Raw genomic sequence first — 16,742 nt, forward strand, 5'->3', positions numbered from 1 at the left:
TAATACGAAAAAAAATGAGCGACAATTCTGTCGCCCATTCTCTTTTGATATCAGATCAGCCGCTACTCGCGAATCTTATCTATCAGAGCTTTAGCCTGCTGACGAATATCATCATCACCGTAAACTATCGCCTCTTCCAGCAACCGGATAGCCCCCTCTTCATCGTTCATCTCGATATAGATTTTTGCTAAGTCCAGCTTACCGGCCGCTTCTGAATTTGAGTCAACATCGTGTTCACTGATGTCGCCAATCACATCCGGGAACTCGTTTAACCCGACATCCAGATTCAGCTCTTCCTCATCAGGGTCAATATCATCATCACTCACTATATCCGACTGAGCCATCAGCTCATCAACTGTCATATACTGAGTTTTCTCATCAATGTCAGAACTGATTTCCGGCTGTTCACCCCAATCCTCTTCATGCAAATCATGCTCAGGTTCAGTTAACTCACCATTCCAGATATCTTTTTGATCTTCAGGAATTTCCGACGGAATTTCAGCCTGTTGCTCCGGAGAGAGGCTAAAGCCATTCCAGTCTTCACCACCCAGTTCCAGCATGGCATCGAGGTCCATACCTGCGCTGTCAATGGTCTTGCTATCCAGAGGCTCAGTGGAAATTGCTGCAGGAGCCTCTTCATTTGCCAGCAACTCAGCCAGCTCTTCTGACTCATCCGGTATCGCTAAGGTTTGATCTGCTGATGGTGTCGCTTCAGCCGTATCCGGTTCACTATCAAACTCATCAAACTCAGACATAAAGCTATCAAACTGCTCACCAGCTTCTTGTTCCGAAATATCGTCAGATAAAGAGTCAAGATCATCGCTCTCGGCTAATTCTGACGGTTCAGATTCTACTGCGTCATCAATCGCTTGTTGTTCGGTATATTCACCCAGCTCTTCATCACTGATGATATCTGCTGAATCAAATGGATCAGTTTCAGCCAACTCAGGCAAGTCCAGATCAATATCATCGGCATTGAAAGCGTCTTCGATGGCCTGCTGCTCGGTGTACTCACCAAGTTCTTCATCACTAATAGCTTCTGTTTCCGGCAGATCAAACAGCTCTGTTTCATCCAGCTCACTAGTTAGCGGCTGTTCAGGCTCTTCCTGTTCAAACGGATCAGCTTGCTCCAGATTATCTGCTATCTGCTGTTCTGCCTCCGGCAACGCTGGCTCAGCCAGTTCAGATTCAACCTCATCAAGCTCAGGTTCAATTTCAAAATCTGTCAGCTCTTCTACCGGCTCGGAATCAAACTCATCCATCTCCGGCTCAACATCAGTCAGCTCAGCTAACTCTTCTAAGTCATCTGGCTCAGGCTCACTCTCTTCAGCTTCTGAATCAAAAGCATCTTCAATAGCCTGCTGCTCTGTGTACTCGCCAAGTTCTTCATCGCTGATCGCTTCTGTTTCCGGAAGCTCAAATGGATCGGCTTGCTCCAGATCATCTGCTATCTGCTGTTCTGCCTCCGGCAACGCTGGCTCAGCCAGTTCAGATTCAACCTCATCAAGCTCAGGCTCAAGTTCAAAGTCTGTCGGCTCTTCTGCCGGCTCGGAATCAAACTCATCCATCTCCGGCTCAACATCAGTCAGCTCAGCTAATTCTTCGAAGTCATCTGGCTCTGGTTCACTCTCTTCAGCTTCTGAATCAAAAGCGTCTTCTATGGCCTGCTGCTCTGTGTACTCACCAAGCTCCTCATCACTAATAGCTTCTGTTTCCGGCAGATCAAACAGCTCTGTTTCATCCAGCTCACTAGTTAGCGGCTGTTCAGGCTCTTCCTGTTCAAACGGATCGGCTTGCTCCAGATCGTCTGCTATCTGCTGTTCTGCCTCAGGCAACTCTGGCTCAGCCAGTTCAGATTCAACCTCATCAAGCTCAGGTTCAAGTTCAAAGTCTGTCGGCTCTTCTGCCGGCTCGGAATCAAACTCACCCGTCTCCGGCTCAACATCAGTCAGCTCAGCGAGCTCTTCTAAGTCATCTGGCTCTGGTTCACTATCATCTGCGTCGGATTCAAAAACCTCTTTTGCATCCTCCAGTGATTCACCACGCTCCAGCGCATCCAGCATTGCGTGCTCTTGTTGATAATCTTCTGGCTCTGGCTCTGGCTCTGGCTCTGGCTCTGGCTCTGGCTCTGGCTCTGGCTCTGGCTCTGGCTCTGGCTCTGGCTCTGGCTCTGGCTCTGGCTCTGGCTCTGGCTCTGCAAGTGATTGTTCATCTTCTATATCAAGCGTCCAGTCATCATCCTGAGGAATTCCAAACTCATTAGCTACCGCTTGCGGTTTCTCTGCTTCTTTTTGCTCCTCTACCGGAGCGCTTATACTCTCAGGAGCTTCAACTTCCTTTGATTCTGCTTCTCCCTCAGAAGTAAGTTCGGTTTCACCTAACTCTTCTAAATAACTGTCTACGTCTTGCAGCTCTTCTACCGGTTCCGCATGCTCAGACCCTTCAATCTGAGGAGAAAAATCAAAATCACCAGTTGCTTCAGAAGTAACACCTTGATCGGCTACCTCTGATAAAGGCAGCTCTTGAGACTCTTCTGAATCCTCTATAGCTTCTGATTCACTACTTTCAGTCAGTACTTGCTCCGCAAGATCCTGCTCTGTTTCCTGCACTGTCTCTATTTCAGGCTCTGCGATATCTGCAACATCAACCAGCTCTTGCGGTTCACTTTCAACTTCAGAGTCGGTTATCTCTGTTTCTGAAAACTCTGCCAGCAAATCATCAGCCATATCTGAATCAGCCTGCTGCTCTTCGGGCTCTGAACCAAGTAGTTCATCAAGAAGGTCGCTACTATCTTCAGCTACATCTGTTACCTCTGAACCCTGAATTTCTTCCAGCTCTTTATCCAGTGCCAGAGAGATATCTTCTTCCGACTCACCGGAGTCAGCTTCGTCAAACAGTTCATCCAGTAAAGCCGTGCTGTCCTCTTCCAGCTCAGGAAGTTCTGAAGACACGCTCTCTTCCACATCCTGAACCATCTCAGTAGTAACGCTGTCATCAAGAGAAGTCTCATCAATCAGTTCGTCAAGCAGAGCTGTGCTCTCTTCATCCAGACTAAGTTCTTCTGCGTCTTCTCCGACGCTGTCACCAATAATCTCATCCAGCAGATCGGTACTCTCTTCAGAGACCTGAAGCAGCTCATCCGGCTCTTCCGTTTCAGAGTCAATCAACTCATCAAGTAAGTCGATGTTATCGTCACCTAACTCACTTACAGACTCGTCATCTGATTCATCGTCTAATACGTCATCCAGTAGTTGGGTACTGTTCTCACTGAACAGGTCATCAATATCATCCTGACTGTCTGCTATTTCAGGCTCAGTTTCTTCTTCTGTTGACAGGTCGAAGTCATCCAGATCATCATCTTGTGAAAGCAGTGAGTCAAAATCGGCCATAGCGTCTTCTTCCTCAGCTTTCGCTTGCGGCTCACTACCGCCAAGCTCACCAAATAAGCTGTCCAGATCATCCTGATTCAGTGCATCACCATCCAGAGCTTCATCGTCATCGTCTGACGCCAGCAGCTCATCCAGTTCAGCCTGCGACATTTCATTATCATCAGATAGGTCAAACTCGCTTTCAATATCGTTTGGCATGATGGTGTCATCATCATCCAGAGCCCGCTCCATCTCCTCCAGACTTAATGCTTTTTCATCACCATCAACACTGATGCCGTTGGCACTTTCATCAATATCATCCAGCTCTGTAGCGAAATCACCATTGTCATCAATGCTGGCAAACGGATCCTCTTCATCACCTTCACCGTCATCAAGGTTAAAGTCTAAATCGCTATCATCAAGGCTGGCGAAAATATCGTTTTCTACCTCTTCATCCTGATCATCATCAACATCGAATATGTTCTCGTCAGACTCTTCACCAAACAGGTCATCATCAATGGCAACCTCTTCGTCAATATCAGAATCAAGATCGATTTCGTCATCATCTTCATCAACCAGATTAACTACTTGTGCCTGTTCTGGCATCTCTTCTTCTTCAGGCTCTTTGCCGCCGCGACGCGTCAGTATCAGTACTACAATAAGTACAAACAGCAGTCCCGGAATCAAAGCCAGCAGAACCACAAACCAAGTGTTGGCCAGCAGTAGATCAAGCTGACTTGGCTTCATCGCCTCAATATCTGCTTTCTTCAGACGCTCTTCTTCAAGAAGCTTTTCTACCTCGCTACGGATCCTGTTTTCGTCATTCAGCTCTTCTTTTAGGTTCCCTACCTCTGACTGTACTTCTGACAACATCAGACGTAATTTATGGTTTTTTTCTTCCAGGGCAGTCAGCTCTCCTTCTGATTCAGATAGCTGCGCCTTTAACTTATCTACGTTCGGATCGGCCTTTTTAGGCGGCTCGGCCATAGGCTCTGTTTTTACTGTATCAATATCCGATTTTGCTTTGACCGGTTTTACCGGAACCAGATTAACTTCACTGGTAGGTTTGCTTTCAACAATGGGCTGAGCCACGACTGTTGCATTAGATGGCGTTGTATTGGCTGCCGTTGGGTTGAGCTTTTCTCTATGGGCATTAAGCAGGGCAACAGCTTCGTTAGTGCTCTCAGCACGGATCTGCGCGGCGGAAGGTACTCTAAGGCGGCTGCCGGGGATAAGTTCATGAATGTTTTGATCGGCAAATGCCTGAGGGTTAAGTTTATATATCGCCAACAGTGTCTGTTGCACTGTCAAACGGTTATCAGGGCGTATCTGACTGGCGATTGACCATAGTGTCTCATTTCTTCCCGTCGGGCCGTAATAGCTTGCAGAACTCTGCGTTGGGTTGCTATTAGCCTGAAAAACAGACTCATCGTATTGGGGGGACGACTGGACGGTTCCGTCCGGTCCTAACAGACGAATTCCTTCTGCCGACACCGGAGATATCTGTGTTGTTATAAGTAACGCTAAAGGCGTGATAAGACGCTTTAGAAAATGGGACATATAATGCTCGTCTTTGTGCGTTCTAAAAATAGTGTTGATCTGGTAAATATATCGGATATCAGGCAGAAAACTATAGGACTTAGGGAAAAAAATGCGTTGGCACGCTCGTTTATTTGATTTTTGTACAAAATATTATTTTTTTTTCGCTCAAAGCAGATAAAACAAAGCCTCTTTTAAAAGAGGCTTTATTTATTAATCACTTGTCTGAGAAGCGTAGTAACTGTTCCTGACTGAGAGCCACGCTGGCAAACACCAAACACAAACACGCATAAACCCATCCGTGGGGCTCCGCCACGCCATCCTTGGCGCGGAGGGTTTGTTTATCGCTGTTTCCCGGTGATGGAACTACCTAGTGACAGAGGCATTAAAAATAGTCGCGAATTAACACTTCAGCAATCTGAACGGCGTTTGTTGCCGCACCTTTACGTACGTTATCAGCAACAACCCAAAGGTTCACGCCACTATGATGGCTGATATCGTTGCGAATTCGGCCGACCATAACATGGTCTTTTCCGCCGGCGTCACGCACCTGAGTCGGACACTCTTCCCCATAGAAGACTTCAACACCTTCTGTCTGCTCCAGAAGCTGACAAACCTGACTGGCATCGATAGGAGTACGGGTTTCAACGTGAACCGCTTCTGCATGACCATAAAATACCGGAACGCGAACGCAGGTTGGATTCACCATAATCGAAGGATCATTGAAGATTTTCTGGGTTTCCCACACCATCTTCATCTCTTCTTTGGTGTAACCGTTCTCCATAAACTTATCTATCTGCGGGATACAGTTAAAGGCAATTTGCTGGCTAAAGGCATCCGGTTCTGCCGGCAGGCCGTTAAGCAGCTTAGCTGTCTGACCGGCTAGCTCATCAATACCAGTTTTACCTGCACCAGATACCGACTGATAAGTGGATACATTGATACGTTCAATTCCCGCTTCATCATGGATAGGCTTTAGCGCCACCAGCATCTGAATGGTTGAGCAGTTCGGGTTAGCAATAATATTGCGGTTACGGAACTCGGCTACCGCTTCCGGGTTTACTTCCGGAACAACCAGAGGAATATCATAGTCGTAGCGGAACTGTGATGTATTATCAATAACCACTACACCTTCGTCTGCCGCTACCGGAGCCCATTTCTCAGAAAGAGCCGCTCCGGCTGAGAACAGGGCAATATGAACCTGTGACCAGTCAAAATTCTCAACATTCTCAACCTTTACTGTTTTGCCGTTAAAGCGGTAAGTTTTACCTTCACTACGCTCACTGGCTAACAGATAAATATTGCCGACAGGAAATTTTCTCTCCTGCAACACCTCTACAATGGTCTCACCGACCGCACCTGTAGCACCAAAAACGGCAACATTAAATTCCTGGCTCATTACTTACCCTCTATTTGAAAACCCAGTTTAGCCAGAGGAGCAAGGTTGCACTCTTCACTCCCCACCAACCGGATGGCACTATATTCTCTTCTGTCCCAATAATTTTTACGCATTCGGTCAAATGCACCTTGCTGCGCTATCTCGCGTCGGAATATGGCATCATCGAGCCGCACATCATAAATCATCTGAATAATATTGTGCAGTACTGCATGATCCCATTCCCGCTCTATATGAAGTTTAGGTACAGACGCTACCGGCAACAACTCATTGGCGTTCGCTCTTTCTGCTCTGCCAAGAAACTCACAATAGTAGTTATAAATCATGGTTGTACCGCGAGCCTTACCTTCCAGCCCGTAACCGGCTATATGTGGCGTGGCAAAGTCCAGATATGGTAGCAACTCCAGATCCACGACTGGCTCATGCTCAAACACATCCAGTGTGGCACTAAAACCGTCACCCTTCATTAAGCGATGCTTTAGCGCCGTATTATCAACAACCGGTCCACGGGCTGCATTAATCAATATCTGATCCGGACGCATTCTGTTCAGTCTGTTTTCATCAATCAGGTGATGCGTTGCGTGCGGACCTTCCCTGGTGATCGGCGTATGCAGGGTAATAACTTCTGACTGCTCAAGAAGCTCATCCAGTTCGACAAACTGACGTTTATCACCTTGCTGCTGCTTCGGCGGATCATTCAACAACACTTTTATTTCCAGTGCCTCAAGGCAGTGGGCAAGATAGCTGCCGACCTGTCCTGCGCCGATAATACCAACGGTTTTATCCGTTATTGAAAAACCTTTCTGCTGAGCCAGCACCATCAATACGCTGATAACATATTCAGCCACACCCACTTTATTACAGCCGGGCGCTGCGGTGAAAAAGATGCCTTTCTGTTGTAAAAGAGCCTGATCAACATGGTCCATGCCTGCAGTAGCCGTGCCGACAAACTTTAATCGATCCGCTTTCGACAATAGTTGTTCATTCACTTTGGTTACCGAGCGTATCATCAGGGCATCAACACCTTGAAGATCATCTGCCGTTATCTCTCTTCCCGGCAGGGTAATCACTTCGCCCAACTGGCTAAACAGTTGTTTCGCATAGGGCATTGCTTCATCAATTAGGATTTTCATTGCAAAGGGTTCATTATTTGGGAATGAAAGGGATTGTACACATTTAGGCTGGTTAGCCCAAACCAGATATAAAAATGCCCGGCTAAAACTAGCCGGGCAAATTCCAGAACAAAAGGACATGCTCCGCTCTCAAAGGAGCATGTTTGCGTCTGTTTGATTAGCTAAGCCAATCAATTCTGGAAACTGTTCGCTCTCCTTACGGATTAAGCTTCATATTTTTTAATCACCAGCGTGGCATTGGTTCCGCCAAAGCCAAAGCTGTTAGACATAACAGTTTTAAGTTCAACATCGCGCTTTTCTGTAACGATATCCAGCCCTTGTGCCGCTTCGTCAAGATTAGCGATGTTGATACTAGGTGCAATAAAGCCGTTATCCAGCATCAGTGTTGAGTAGATAGCTTCATGAACACCCGCTGCACCAAGAGCGTGACCAGTCATCGCTTTGGTTGCAGAGATTGCAGGGCTATTGCCGCCAAACACTTCCTGAATCGCTTCAAGCTCTTTACCGTCACCAACAGGAGTCGACGTACCGTGAGTGTTTACATAATCAACACCGTCAACATCCTGCATAGCAATGTTCATACAACGAACTGCGCCTTCACCTGATGGTACTGTCATATCGTAACCATCTGATGTTGCACCGTAACCGACAACTTCACCGTAGATTTTAGCGCCACGGGCAAGTGCGTGTTCCAGCTCTTCAATAACAACGATACCGCCACCACCGGAGATAACAAAACCATCACGGTCAGCATCATAAGTACGTGATGCTACTGCTGGTGTCTCGTTATATTTAGTAGACAGAGCACCCATGGCATCAAACATCATAGTCTGAGTCCAGTCCAGCTCTTCACCACCACCGGCAAAAATCACATCTTGTTTGCCTAGCTGAATCAGTTCAACAGCGTGACCGATACAGTGAGCAGATGTTGCACATGCAGAACTCATAGAGTAGTTCACACCGCGGATTTTGAACGGAGTAGCAAGACAGGCAGAAGTAGTAGAAGACATAGTACGCGGTACCATGTAAGGACCTACACGACGTACACCTTTCTCACGAAGAGTATCTACAGCAACACGTTGGTTAATGGCAGATGCACCACCAGAACCCACAACAATGCCTGTACGGTCGTTTGATACTTGATCTTCACTCAGACCTGCATCTTCAATTGCCTGCTCCATAGATAGGTATGCGTATGCCGCTGCATCACCCATAAAGCGCATTTTCTTGCGGTCAATATGGTCAACAGGGTTAATCTTCAGGTCACCCCACACCTGAGAACGCAAGCCCATTTCCTTGAACTGCTCAGATGCATTGATGCCAGATTTGCCTTCTTTTAACGATTCCAGTACTTCTTCAACGTTATTACCGATACTCGATACAATTCCCATACCGGTGATGACAGCGCGTTTCATTTCATAATCCTATAAATATTAAGTCGGTAAGATAATACCCAAGTTACCATGCAAAAGTGGTCAGCTTTCCCTGAAAGCCGTACAATCCCCTTCAATTATTAGACATTCAGCAATTCCCGTAATAAGAATATGACCAAAATCACTAATGCTAATCTTGACTGGAATGACTCAGGCACACCAGTTTCTGAACACTTTGACGACGTTTATTTCTCCAACGTAAGCGGTCTGGAGGAGACAAGATACGTTTTCTTACAGCAGAATCATCTGCCAGAAAGATGGCATTCTTATGAATATCGTCGTTTTGTAATTGCAGAAACCGGATTTGGTACCGGGTTAAACTTCCTAGCAGTATGGCAGTGGTTTGAAAAATTTCGAGCAGAAAATCCGGAATCTCCGTTAAAAGAGCTGCATTTCATCAGTTTTGAGAAGTACCCCCTGACAAAAGAAGATTTAATCAAAGCACATAGCGCATGGCCGGAATTCTCAGCATATGCAAAGGAACTGCAGGAAACCTACCCGATTGCGCTACCTGAATGTCAACGCCTCTCTCTGGCAGGAGGAATGATTACTCTTGATCTCTGGTTTGGCGATATCCAAGAGTCTCTTCCTAAAGTACCAGTATATGATTCCGGTCTGGTCGATTGTTGGTTCCTTGATGGTTTTGCGCCGAGTAAAAACCCGGATATGTGGCAACAACAACTGTTTAACGGTATGGCCAGTCTGGCTAAAGAGAACTGCAGCTGTGCAACCTTTACTGCAGCAGGTTTCGTTCGTCGTGGCCTGATCGAAGCTGGTTTTGAAATGAAAAAGGTAAAGGGCTTTGGTACCAAAAGAGAGATGATTGCCGGTACTCTCACTAATAAAATTCCAGCGGGAAATATCCCTCCATGGTATAACCGCCAGCCTTCAGACTCCTGTGAAGATATCGCTATTATTGGTGGGGGAATTGCCAGTGCCGTTCTGGCCGATAAGCTGTTGCAGCGAGGAAAAAAGGTTACCCTTTATTGTAAAGACAGCCAGCCGGCAGAAAATGCATCGGGAAACCGACAGGGTGCTATTTACCCTCTGCTTAACGGCACACATACGGGAGTGTCCAGACTTTTTGCCCCCGCCTTCCTCTATGCCAGAGAATATATAACACAACTAAGCCGCCAGATTGAGTTTGACCACGACTGGTGTGGCGTTACTCAACTAATGTGGAATGATAAATCAGAGAAAAAACTGACCAGTATGCTGGAAGGTAACTTCCCTGACCAACTGGCTCATAAACTCTCTGTTGAGGAAACGAGTCAACATATAGGCTTACCCGTTGACGTTGAAAGTATCAGCTATCCTTTAGGCGGCTGGTTATCTCCAAAGCAGCTAACCACTAATTTGCTTACGCATTTGCAGAATAACAACAACTTTAAGCTATGTTATCAGACAGAAATCACCGCTCTTGAGCCTATTGAACAAGATGGTAGCTGGCTCCTGAAATCAGAGAATCAGCAGTTTCATCACGCTTCAGCCGTTATTGCCAATGGCCATCTGTTCCGACAATTCGGGCAAGCCAAAGAAATTGCCGCAACACCTGTAAAAGGTCAGGTCAGCCATATCCCGACAACGAAGCAGCTTAGCAAGCTAAAAACTGTACTCTGTTACAACGGCTATATGACACCAAACAATCCTACCGATAACCTGCACTGCATCGGAGCCAGTCACGACCGGGTTAACATTAATCAGGAATTTGAGGCAGGGATTCAGTCAGAGAACCGCTTTAAACTGATACGAAGCCTGCCAAATCAGAGCTGGCCGGAAGAAGTGGATATCAGCGGAAACATGGCACGGCAGGGTATTCGTTGTGTCACCAGAGATCATCTGCCTTACGTCGGCAATGTCGGTGATTATGAACAGATTCTCAGCCAATATGCCAATCTTCGGTCAGAACAAAGTGGCGCCCAGCCTGTTGCCAGTTACCCCAATCTGTTCTGCCTTCTGGCACTAGGCTCAAGAGGGCTATGTTCTGCTCCGCTAATGGCGGAACTGCTGGCCTCACAAATATGTAATGACCCTCTGCCACTACCGACCGATGTGCTGGAATCTGTGCATCCGGCTAAAATGTGGGTAAGAAAGCTGCTTAAGGGTAAACCCGTTAGTACTTTAACTACCGGTTGTTAAATTTGTCATGCCTTTAGTCATCTGGCAGATATCGATAAGCAAACCCTCCGCGACAGGGATGGCGCGGCGGAGCCCCACGGAGGGGTTTATGCGTGTTTGTGTTCGATATCTGCCAAAGTGATATGTATACAGAAGACGTTAATTAACACAATGTAACAGATAATTTGCCTATCCAAGTAATTGATCAGGTGGTGACAGGCTCCATCTGACTATACTCCACCCGGTTTCGTCCGTTATCTTTAGCGCGATAAAGTGCCTTATCCGCCTGCTTAACCATCTCCTGATAACATTTATGGCTGAAGTGATTGTCAGCCACACCAAAGCTCATTGTAAGTTTCTCACTTTCCGCATACTTCGGCTGATAACTATCCAGATAGGTCTGAATACTGCCCGCCACCTGAATCGCTTCCCTCAGGGATAATTTAGGCAGCAGTACCATAAACTCTTCGCCACCCCAACGCCCTACTTTGCCTGCCCTGCCGATAATATCAGTCAGGATATTAGCCACCTCGACCAATGCCTTATCGCCGATATCGTGACCATACTTATCATTGGTTGCCTTAAAGTTATCCAGATCACAGAGAACAACCGAAAAATATCCGCCGCATCTTGTGGTGCGGGTAAACTCCTGATGTATAGAGGACTCAATTTTTCTCCGGTTATACAGATTGGTCAGGCTGTCAGTTGATGCCAACTTCTCCGTTTCCGCCAGCAACTCTTTCTGTATGGCAGCACGCTCTTCTGTCAGTTTAAATAGGCGTCCGTTAATCATTAACTCCAGAGAAAACACAAACAGCACAGTAGTAATAATGGTAGCCATAATAAATATGGCTTCATAAGAAGAGAGCTCAAGATAGGTGAGATTGGTTTGTGCCAGTTCTGAATAGTCGTAAACGGCATAAATAAATCTGATAGCAAATACAAAACACTGCATAACAATAGCAATAGCAACGCTGGACAGGTTGTGACTATCGTCCTTTTTCGCCCTGAAGCAGAGCAGATAGAGCATACTGATATTAACGATAAGTGCTGCTGCACTAAACAGCATGATACGAACTGCAACATTTGGCTCTATAAGAGTAAAGTAGCCATACACCAAGCCATACAGAATAGCCGCTATATAGTAGATAAACTTGTTAGTATGGATTTTAAGGAAAGCACTAAAGCCGAAAAGAAGCAGCACATGACCGAAAAACACCATCAGGTTAGCAACAACAACACTAATGGCAACCGGCAGCAAATCACCAGATAAAGCAAGGGTCATCCCTAGTGCAATGACCGAAAATCCTGCACAAAAAAGGCCGATACCGGAGAATCGTCCTTTGTTCTGCCACCAGGAAATCGCAAGCACGTAAATACTGATGTATTCAACAAAAACGAAAACAACTACCGCTGTTTTCATGTCAAATGCATCCATAACAACCCTTAATACAACAAATTTAAGAGCGTTATAATACCTAACTCTGCATTTTATTCTGCCGGATAGATCAAGTTATTAAATGGAAGCAAGATCAAATTTCTATTATTTCTTTTTAAGCTTATTTTATTGTTTTCAGCTCAGACCAAAGCTCAGAAACAATGATTCGGTCGGCTGGCGACAGCTCTGAGCGGGCTTCTTCCAGGCTTGCTTCAACCCGGGCTTTCATCACTTCAATATCACTGACTCCTTCAGATTCACAGTCTGCGGCGGCTAAAGAGATATGCCCTCTTAAATAACCTCCGGCAAACAGTTCATCATCCGATGCCGTTGCTACAGATGCATCGATTTTATCCAGTAGCTTCTCTTCGTATTGTAAAATCATACTTTCTCTCTATTTTACTTCGAACTGTTCAAGGTTTAGTTCTGCGGTTTGGTAGTACTGTCTGAGTATTTCACTAAACGTTTTCACACGGGGCGGTAAACCCTGAAGCAGAATATCTGACACTTCTTTATAGACCCTTTGCATAAAGGCCAGCCGATCGGGCTCAAAATCGCCATGAAGATTGTCACAACTTACCGAAAATGGGAAGCCGGCGCTAACTGAAAATATCCACTCATAAGCCTGAGGACGAACTTCCACCTGTTCAAACTCTTTCTGAACTTCAGCACTACGACCATCGGACTCATACCAATAACCGAAATCTTCCAGTAACCTTCTTTGCGGGCCAGCCACACACCAATGGGCTATCTCATGCAATGCCGAAGCATAAAAACCACGGGCAAAGATAATTCGGTGGTAACTATGCTCTTGATCAGCCGGCAAGTAGACAGGTTCATCTCCGCCTAACTCAAGACGGGTATTAAAGTCCTCTGAAAATGACTGGTTAAAGAGAGTAATTAAATCCTGATAGTGGTGTTTCATCATATGGGCAGAGTCAAAAGAGCCGCCCTGAGGCGGCTACAAGGTTTATTCAATTTCCGGTGTATCGGTTTTCACTGCAAAGTTCTGCCCGCGATGACGAAGCAGATGGTCCATTAGTACAATAGCGAGCATAGCCTCGGCAATGGGCACAGCACGAATTCCGACACAAGGGTCATGACGACCTTTAGTAATAAGCTGGGTAGGCTCACCCTCTTTGGTTATGGTCTCACCCGGTACTGTGATACTAGAAGTAGGTTTAAGTGCAATATTAGCAACAATCTCCTGTCCGGTGGAGATACCTCCTAAAATGCCACCAGCATGGTTTGATTTAAAACCTTCCGGTGTAAGAGGATCGCGATGTTCACTGCCCTTCTGGGCAACAACATCAAATCCGTCACCTATCTCAACCCCCTTCACCGCATTGATGCTCATCAAAGCATGAGCAATATCCGCATCAAGACGATCAAATACAGGCTCACCTAATCCAACCGGAACATGAGTCGCTACAACCTGAAGTTTGGCACCAACCGAGTCGCCCTCTTTCTTAAGATCACGGATTAACTGGTCAAATTCAGCCACTTTATCGGCATCAGGGGAGAAAAATGGGTTGTTTTCAATCTCATTCCAATCAACTTTATCGATTTTCACATCACCCATTTGTGATAGATAAGCACGAATTTCGATACCAAATTCCTGAAGAAGGTACTTTTTCGCAATAGCACCAGCCGCAACCCGCATAGCAGTTTCACGGGCAGAAGAGCGGCCTCCCCCCCGGTAATCCCTTACACCATATTTCTGATGATAGGTGTAGTCTGCGTGACCAGGACGGAACTTGTCTTTTATCTCAGAATAATCTTTTGACCTTTGATCGGTATTTTCGATCAAAAGGCCAATAGAGGTACCGGTTGTTTGACCTTCAAATACACCTGACAGAATTTTCACCTCATCAGGTTCTCTGCGGGCGGTGGTGTAACGTGATGTTCCCGGACGACGACGATCCAAATCCTTTTGCAGATCAGCTTCCGTGATTGCTAACCCCGGAGGACAACCATCAACAATACACCCTAAGGCGATTCCGTGACTCTCTCCAAAGGTGGTTACCCGAAAGTGCTGACCAATACTATTTCCTGCCATTAATTCCTCGTTGTCCTCTGCGCTCTGAGAGGTACTTAATCTGTTGTTAGTGTTTTCATATTCGCTTTATCCGCGAACGATGTAAATAGTTTGCCAATAAAAAAGGCCGGAGAAATTCCGGCCCTGAATAGTCTTATCGATTTATCTACCTGTATGTACTAGTCAATATAGAGACTAAATTCATCAGCACAGGCAACTAACTGCTCACGGGTCAGCATAAATACCCCGTGACCGCCATTCTCAAAATCAATCCATGTAAACGGAATATCAGGATACTGTTCCATCATATGCACCATGGAATTACCCACTTCACAAATCAAAATACCGTTCTCATTCAGGTAGTGCGGCGCATTTGCCAGAATACGACGAACCAGTTTTAGTCCGTCAGAACCGGCAGCTAAGCCTAATTCAGGCTCATGGGTAAACTCTTCCGGCAGGCTGTCCATATCTTCCTGATCAACATAAGGCGGGTTAGTCACAATCAGGTCATACTTATCTTGCTTAGGCAGATCGCGGAACAGATCAGAACGGATTGGGAACACTTGTTGCTCCATTCCGTGATCCTGAATATTCTGCTCAGCCACTTCCAGAGCACCACTGGAAATATCAATAGCATCCACCTCAGCTTCAGGAAACGCATGGGCACAAGCAATGGCAATACAACCACTACCGGTACATAGATCCATCACACGCATAGGTTCTTCTGTCAGCCATGGCTGGAACTGAGCTTCAATCAGTTCACCAATCGGTGAGCGAGGCACCAGCACTCTTTCATCAACAAAGAACTCCAGACCACAGAACCAAGCCTTGTTGGTCAGATAAGCCGTCGGAATCTTGTCATTAATTCGTTTTACTACCCGGGTAACGATACGATTTCGTTCAGAAGTGGTTAAGCGGGAGTTTAGTACATGGGATGGTACATCGATCGGCAGGTAGATTGTCGGCAAGACCAGTTGAACCGCTTCATCCCATGAGTTATCGGAACCGTGGCCATAAAACAAGCCTGCAGCATTAAACCGACTCACCGTCCAACGAAGCATATCCTGAAGGGTTGATAACTCTGAAACCACTTCATCTACAAAAATCTTATCCAAAACTATCTCCAAAAAGCGCTACAATACCGGCATCAGGCAAAGAATGAGTAATTATGAGCAACAAAGACAAAAACCTTGATGACGACTTTTCCTTGTTCCAAGATGCGGTTAAGGGCATAAAAAAGTTGCGACAGGATACCATAATCCCCAAGCCAAAAAGAGAGATTAAGCAAAAAGATACTCAACGTTTTGTGCGCGAGGCTAAAGATAACGAGTTTTTCTTCTCTGATGAGTTTATTCCTCACCTTGAGGAAGAAGGGCCTACCCGCTACGCCAGAAGCGATGTGTCTAAATACGAAGTAAAAAGATTACGTCGCGGTGTTTATGTCCCAGATGTTTATCTTGATATGCATGGTATGACACAACAGGAAGCCAAAGCAGAACTGGCGGCCATGATAGCCCACTGTATCCGGGAGAATGTTCATTGCGCTTGCGTTATGCATGGCATAGGTAAACACATCCTTAAGCAGAAAGTTCCTGTCTGGCTGGCTCAGCATCCGGATGTTATGGCTTATCATCAGGCACCGCTGGAGTTTGGCGGAGATGGCGCCTTGCTGGTTCTTCTCACCATCCCGGATAAATAATTTTCTCTGTCACCAGATTTCAGTTAAGGGTGGATGTTCCAGAGCATCTCCCCCTTCATTTGTTCAGGCTCATATTCGATACAGACCAATCCTGATGTGGGAAACATAGGAGGCGTAATACCTGATACAAACTCCGCGGTAAGATAACCCACTAAAGGCAGATGTGATACCAGCAGTACTGACTCCAGCTGTTTTGACTGAATCAGGGCTGACACATAGTGAAACACACCCATTGAGGTTCCGTACGGGGTAATTTCATCATAACTTTCAACAGCTGAAGGTTCGACCTGAAACAGCGAAGAAATGGTCTGCCAGGTTTGCCTTGCTCTGATATAAGGGCTAACCAACACTGAATCAAACTTGTTGATCCCTTGCCGTTCACAAGCCCGGGCGACCGCCAGTGACTGGTCACGACCACGTTGGGTTAACTCTCTCTCTGCATCACTATTAGCATAATGCTCCGCTTCTCCGTGACGCATAATAAACACTTTCATGATGGTTTCCCGTATTGAATAAGGTCAGTTTCTGTGTTTTATACCAAAGCAACCTCCCTACAGATTTTGAGGTCACTTGGGTATAT

General features: G+C 46.1%; 12 protein-coding genes. 2 read left to right on the forward strand and 10 right to left on the reverse strand.

Annotated features, from left to right (window positions below):
• Positions 1 to 62 precede the first annotated feature (62 nt).
• From PK654_RS11230 to fabB, 4 genes are all read right to left on the reverse strand, one after another.
• Positions 63 to 4,928 (reverse strand): FimV/HubP family polar landmark protein, encoded by a 4,866-nt coding sequence (locus PK654_RS11230; protein WP_271695883.1) that lies wholly within the window; start codon positions 4,926 to 4,928, stop codon positions 63 to 65.
• A 364-nt stretch (positions 4,929 to 5,292) separates the two neighbouring features.
• Positions 5,293 to 6,306 carry an aspartate-semialdehyde dehydrogenase gene (locus tag PK654_RS11235; RefSeq protein ID WP_271695884.1) on the reverse strand — a complete coding sequence of 338 codons (1,014 nt, stop codon included), beginning with the start codon at positions 6,304 to 6,306 and terminating at the stop codon, positions 5,293 to 5,295.
• On the reverse strand, positions 6,306 to 7,436 hold the full coding sequence (locus PK654_RS11240; RefSeq protein WP_271695885.1) for a 4-phosphoerythronate dehydrogenase: 1,131 nt from the start codon (positions 7,434 to 7,436) through the stop codon (positions 6,306 to 6,308). Before PK654_RS11240 ends, PK654_RS11235 begins: the two co-directional genes overlap by 1 nt.
• A gap of 203 nt (positions 7,437 to 7,639) precedes the next feature.
• Complete coding sequence (gene fabB, locus PK654_RS11245) at positions 7,640 to 8,851, reverse strand: beta-ketoacyl-ACP synthase I (RefSeq protein ID WP_271695886.1); 1,212 nt, start codon at positions 8,849 to 8,851, stop codon at positions 7,640 to 7,642.
• Positions 8,852 to 8,980: 129 nt separating this feature from the next.
• On the opposite strand from fabB, the gene mnmC reads away from it, so the two are divergent.
• Entirely contained in the window at positions 8,981 to 11,008 is a 2,028-nt protein-coding gene (mnmC, locus tag PK654_RS11250; protein WP_271695887.1) for a bifunctional tRNA (5-methylaminomethyl-2-thiouridine)(34)-methyltransferase MnmD/FAD-dependent 5-carboxymethylaminomethyl-2-thiouridine(34) oxidoreductase MnmC, read from the forward strand.
• 184 nt (positions 11,009 to 11,192) lie between these two features.
• On the opposite strand, the gene PK654_RS11255 is transcribed toward mnmC, so the two are convergent.
• The 5 genes from PK654_RS11255 to prmB form a co-directional block, all read right to left on the reverse strand.
• A complete protein-coding gene (locus PK654_RS11255) occupies positions 11,193 to 12,410 on the reverse strand; it encodes a GGDEF domain-containing protein (RefSeq protein ID WP_271695888.1) in 1,218 nt (405 codons plus the stop codon).
• Between the two features lie 136 nt (positions 12,411 to 12,546).
• Positions 12,547 to 12,810: a YfcL family protein gene (locus PK654_RS11260; protein ID WP_271695889.1), complete on the reverse strand. Its 264-nt coding sequence runs from the start codon at positions 12,808 to 12,810 to the stop codon at positions 12,547 to 12,549.
• 9 nt (positions 12,811 to 12,819) lie between these two features.
• On the reverse strand, positions 12,820 to 13,350 hold the full coding sequence (locus PK654_RS11265; RefSeq protein ID WP_271698860.1) for an elongation factor P hydroxylase: 531 nt from the start codon (positions 13,348 to 13,350) through the stop codon (positions 12,820 to 12,822).
• Between the two features lie 45 nt (positions 13,351 to 13,395).
• Positions 13,396 to 14,484: a chorismate synthase gene (gene aroC, locus PK654_RS11270; protein ID WP_271695890.1), complete on the reverse strand. Its 1,089-nt coding sequence runs from the start codon at positions 14,482 to 14,484 to the stop codon at positions 13,396 to 13,398.
• Between the two features lie 158 nt (positions 14,485 to 14,642).
• On the reverse strand, positions 14,643 to 15,578 hold the full coding sequence (gene prmB, locus PK654_RS11275; protein WP_271695891.1) for a 50S ribosomal protein L3 N(5)-glutamine methyltransferase: 936 nt from the start codon (positions 15,576 to 15,578) through the stop codon (positions 14,643 to 14,645).
• A 53-nt stretch (positions 15,579 to 15,631) separates the two neighbouring features.
• On the opposite strand from prmB, the gene smrB reads away from it, so the two are divergent.
• The gene (smrB, locus tag PK654_RS11280) at positions 15,632 to 16,162 is read left to right on the forward strand and encodes an endonuclease SmrB (protein ID WP_271695892.1); all 531 of its coding nucleotides are present in this window, start codon (positions 15,632 to 15,634) and stop codon (positions 16,160 to 16,162) included.
• 23 nt (positions 16,163 to 16,185) lie between these two features.
• Here the strand turns inward: smrB and sixA are convergent, their stop codons facing one another.
• The gene (gene sixA / locus PK654_RS11285) at positions 16,186 to 16,656 is read right to left on the reverse strand and encodes a phosphohistidine phosphatase SixA (RefSeq protein ID WP_271695893.1); all 471 of its coding nucleotides are present in this window, start codon (positions 16,654 to 16,656) and stop codon (positions 16,186 to 16,188) included.
• Positions 16,657 to 16,742 lie beyond the last annotated feature (86 nt).

The sequence above is a fragment of the Vibrio sp. SCSIO 43137 genome (assembly GCF_028201475.1).
In the GTDB taxonomy this organism is placed as follows: domain Bacteria; phylum Pseudomonadota; class Gammaproteobacteria; order Enterobacterales; family Vibrionaceae; genus Vibrio.

Coding starts and splice junctions, on each gene's coding strand:
- PK654_RS11235 (WP_271695884.1), bottom strand. CDS start 6,306: ATGAGCCAGGAATTTAATGTTGCCGTTTTTGGTGCTACAGGTGCGGTC.
- PK654_RS11255 (WP_271695888.1), bottom strand. CDS start 12,410: ATGAAAACAGCGGTAGTTGTTTTCGTTTTTGTTGAATACATCAGTATT.
- fabB (WP_271695886.1), bottom strand. CDS start 8,851: ATGAAACGCGCTGTCATCACCGGTATGGGAATTGTATCGAGTATCGGT.
- PK654_RS11240 (WP_271695885.1), bottom strand. CDS start 7,436: ATGAAAATCCTAATTGATGAAGCAATGCCCTATGCGAAACAACTGTTT.
- mnmC (WP_271695887.1), top strand. CDS start 8,981: ATGACCAAAATCACTAATGCTAATCTTGACTGGAATGACTCAGGCACA.
- PK654_RS11230 (WP_271695883.1), bottom strand. CDS start 4,928: ATGTCCCATTTTCTAAAGCGTCTTATCACGCCTTTAGCGTTACTTATA.
- PK654_RS11260 (WP_271695889.1), bottom strand. CDS start 12,810: ATGATTTTACAATACGAAGAGAAGCTACTGGATAAAATCGATGCATCT.
- sixA (WP_271695893.1), bottom strand. CDS start 16,656: ATGAAAGTGTTTATTATGCGTCACGGAGAAGCGGAGCATTATGCTAAT.
- smrB (WP_271695892.1), top strand. CDS start 15,632: ATGAGCAACAAAGACAAAAACCTTGATGACGACTTTTCCTTGTTCCAA.
- PK654_RS11265 (WP_271698860.1), bottom strand. CDS start 13,350: ATGAAACACCACTATCAGGATTTAATTACTCTCTTTAACCAGTCATTT.
- aroC (WP_271695890.1), bottom strand. CDS start 14,484: ATGGCAGGAAATAGTATTGGTCAGCACTTTCGGGTAACCACCTTTGGA.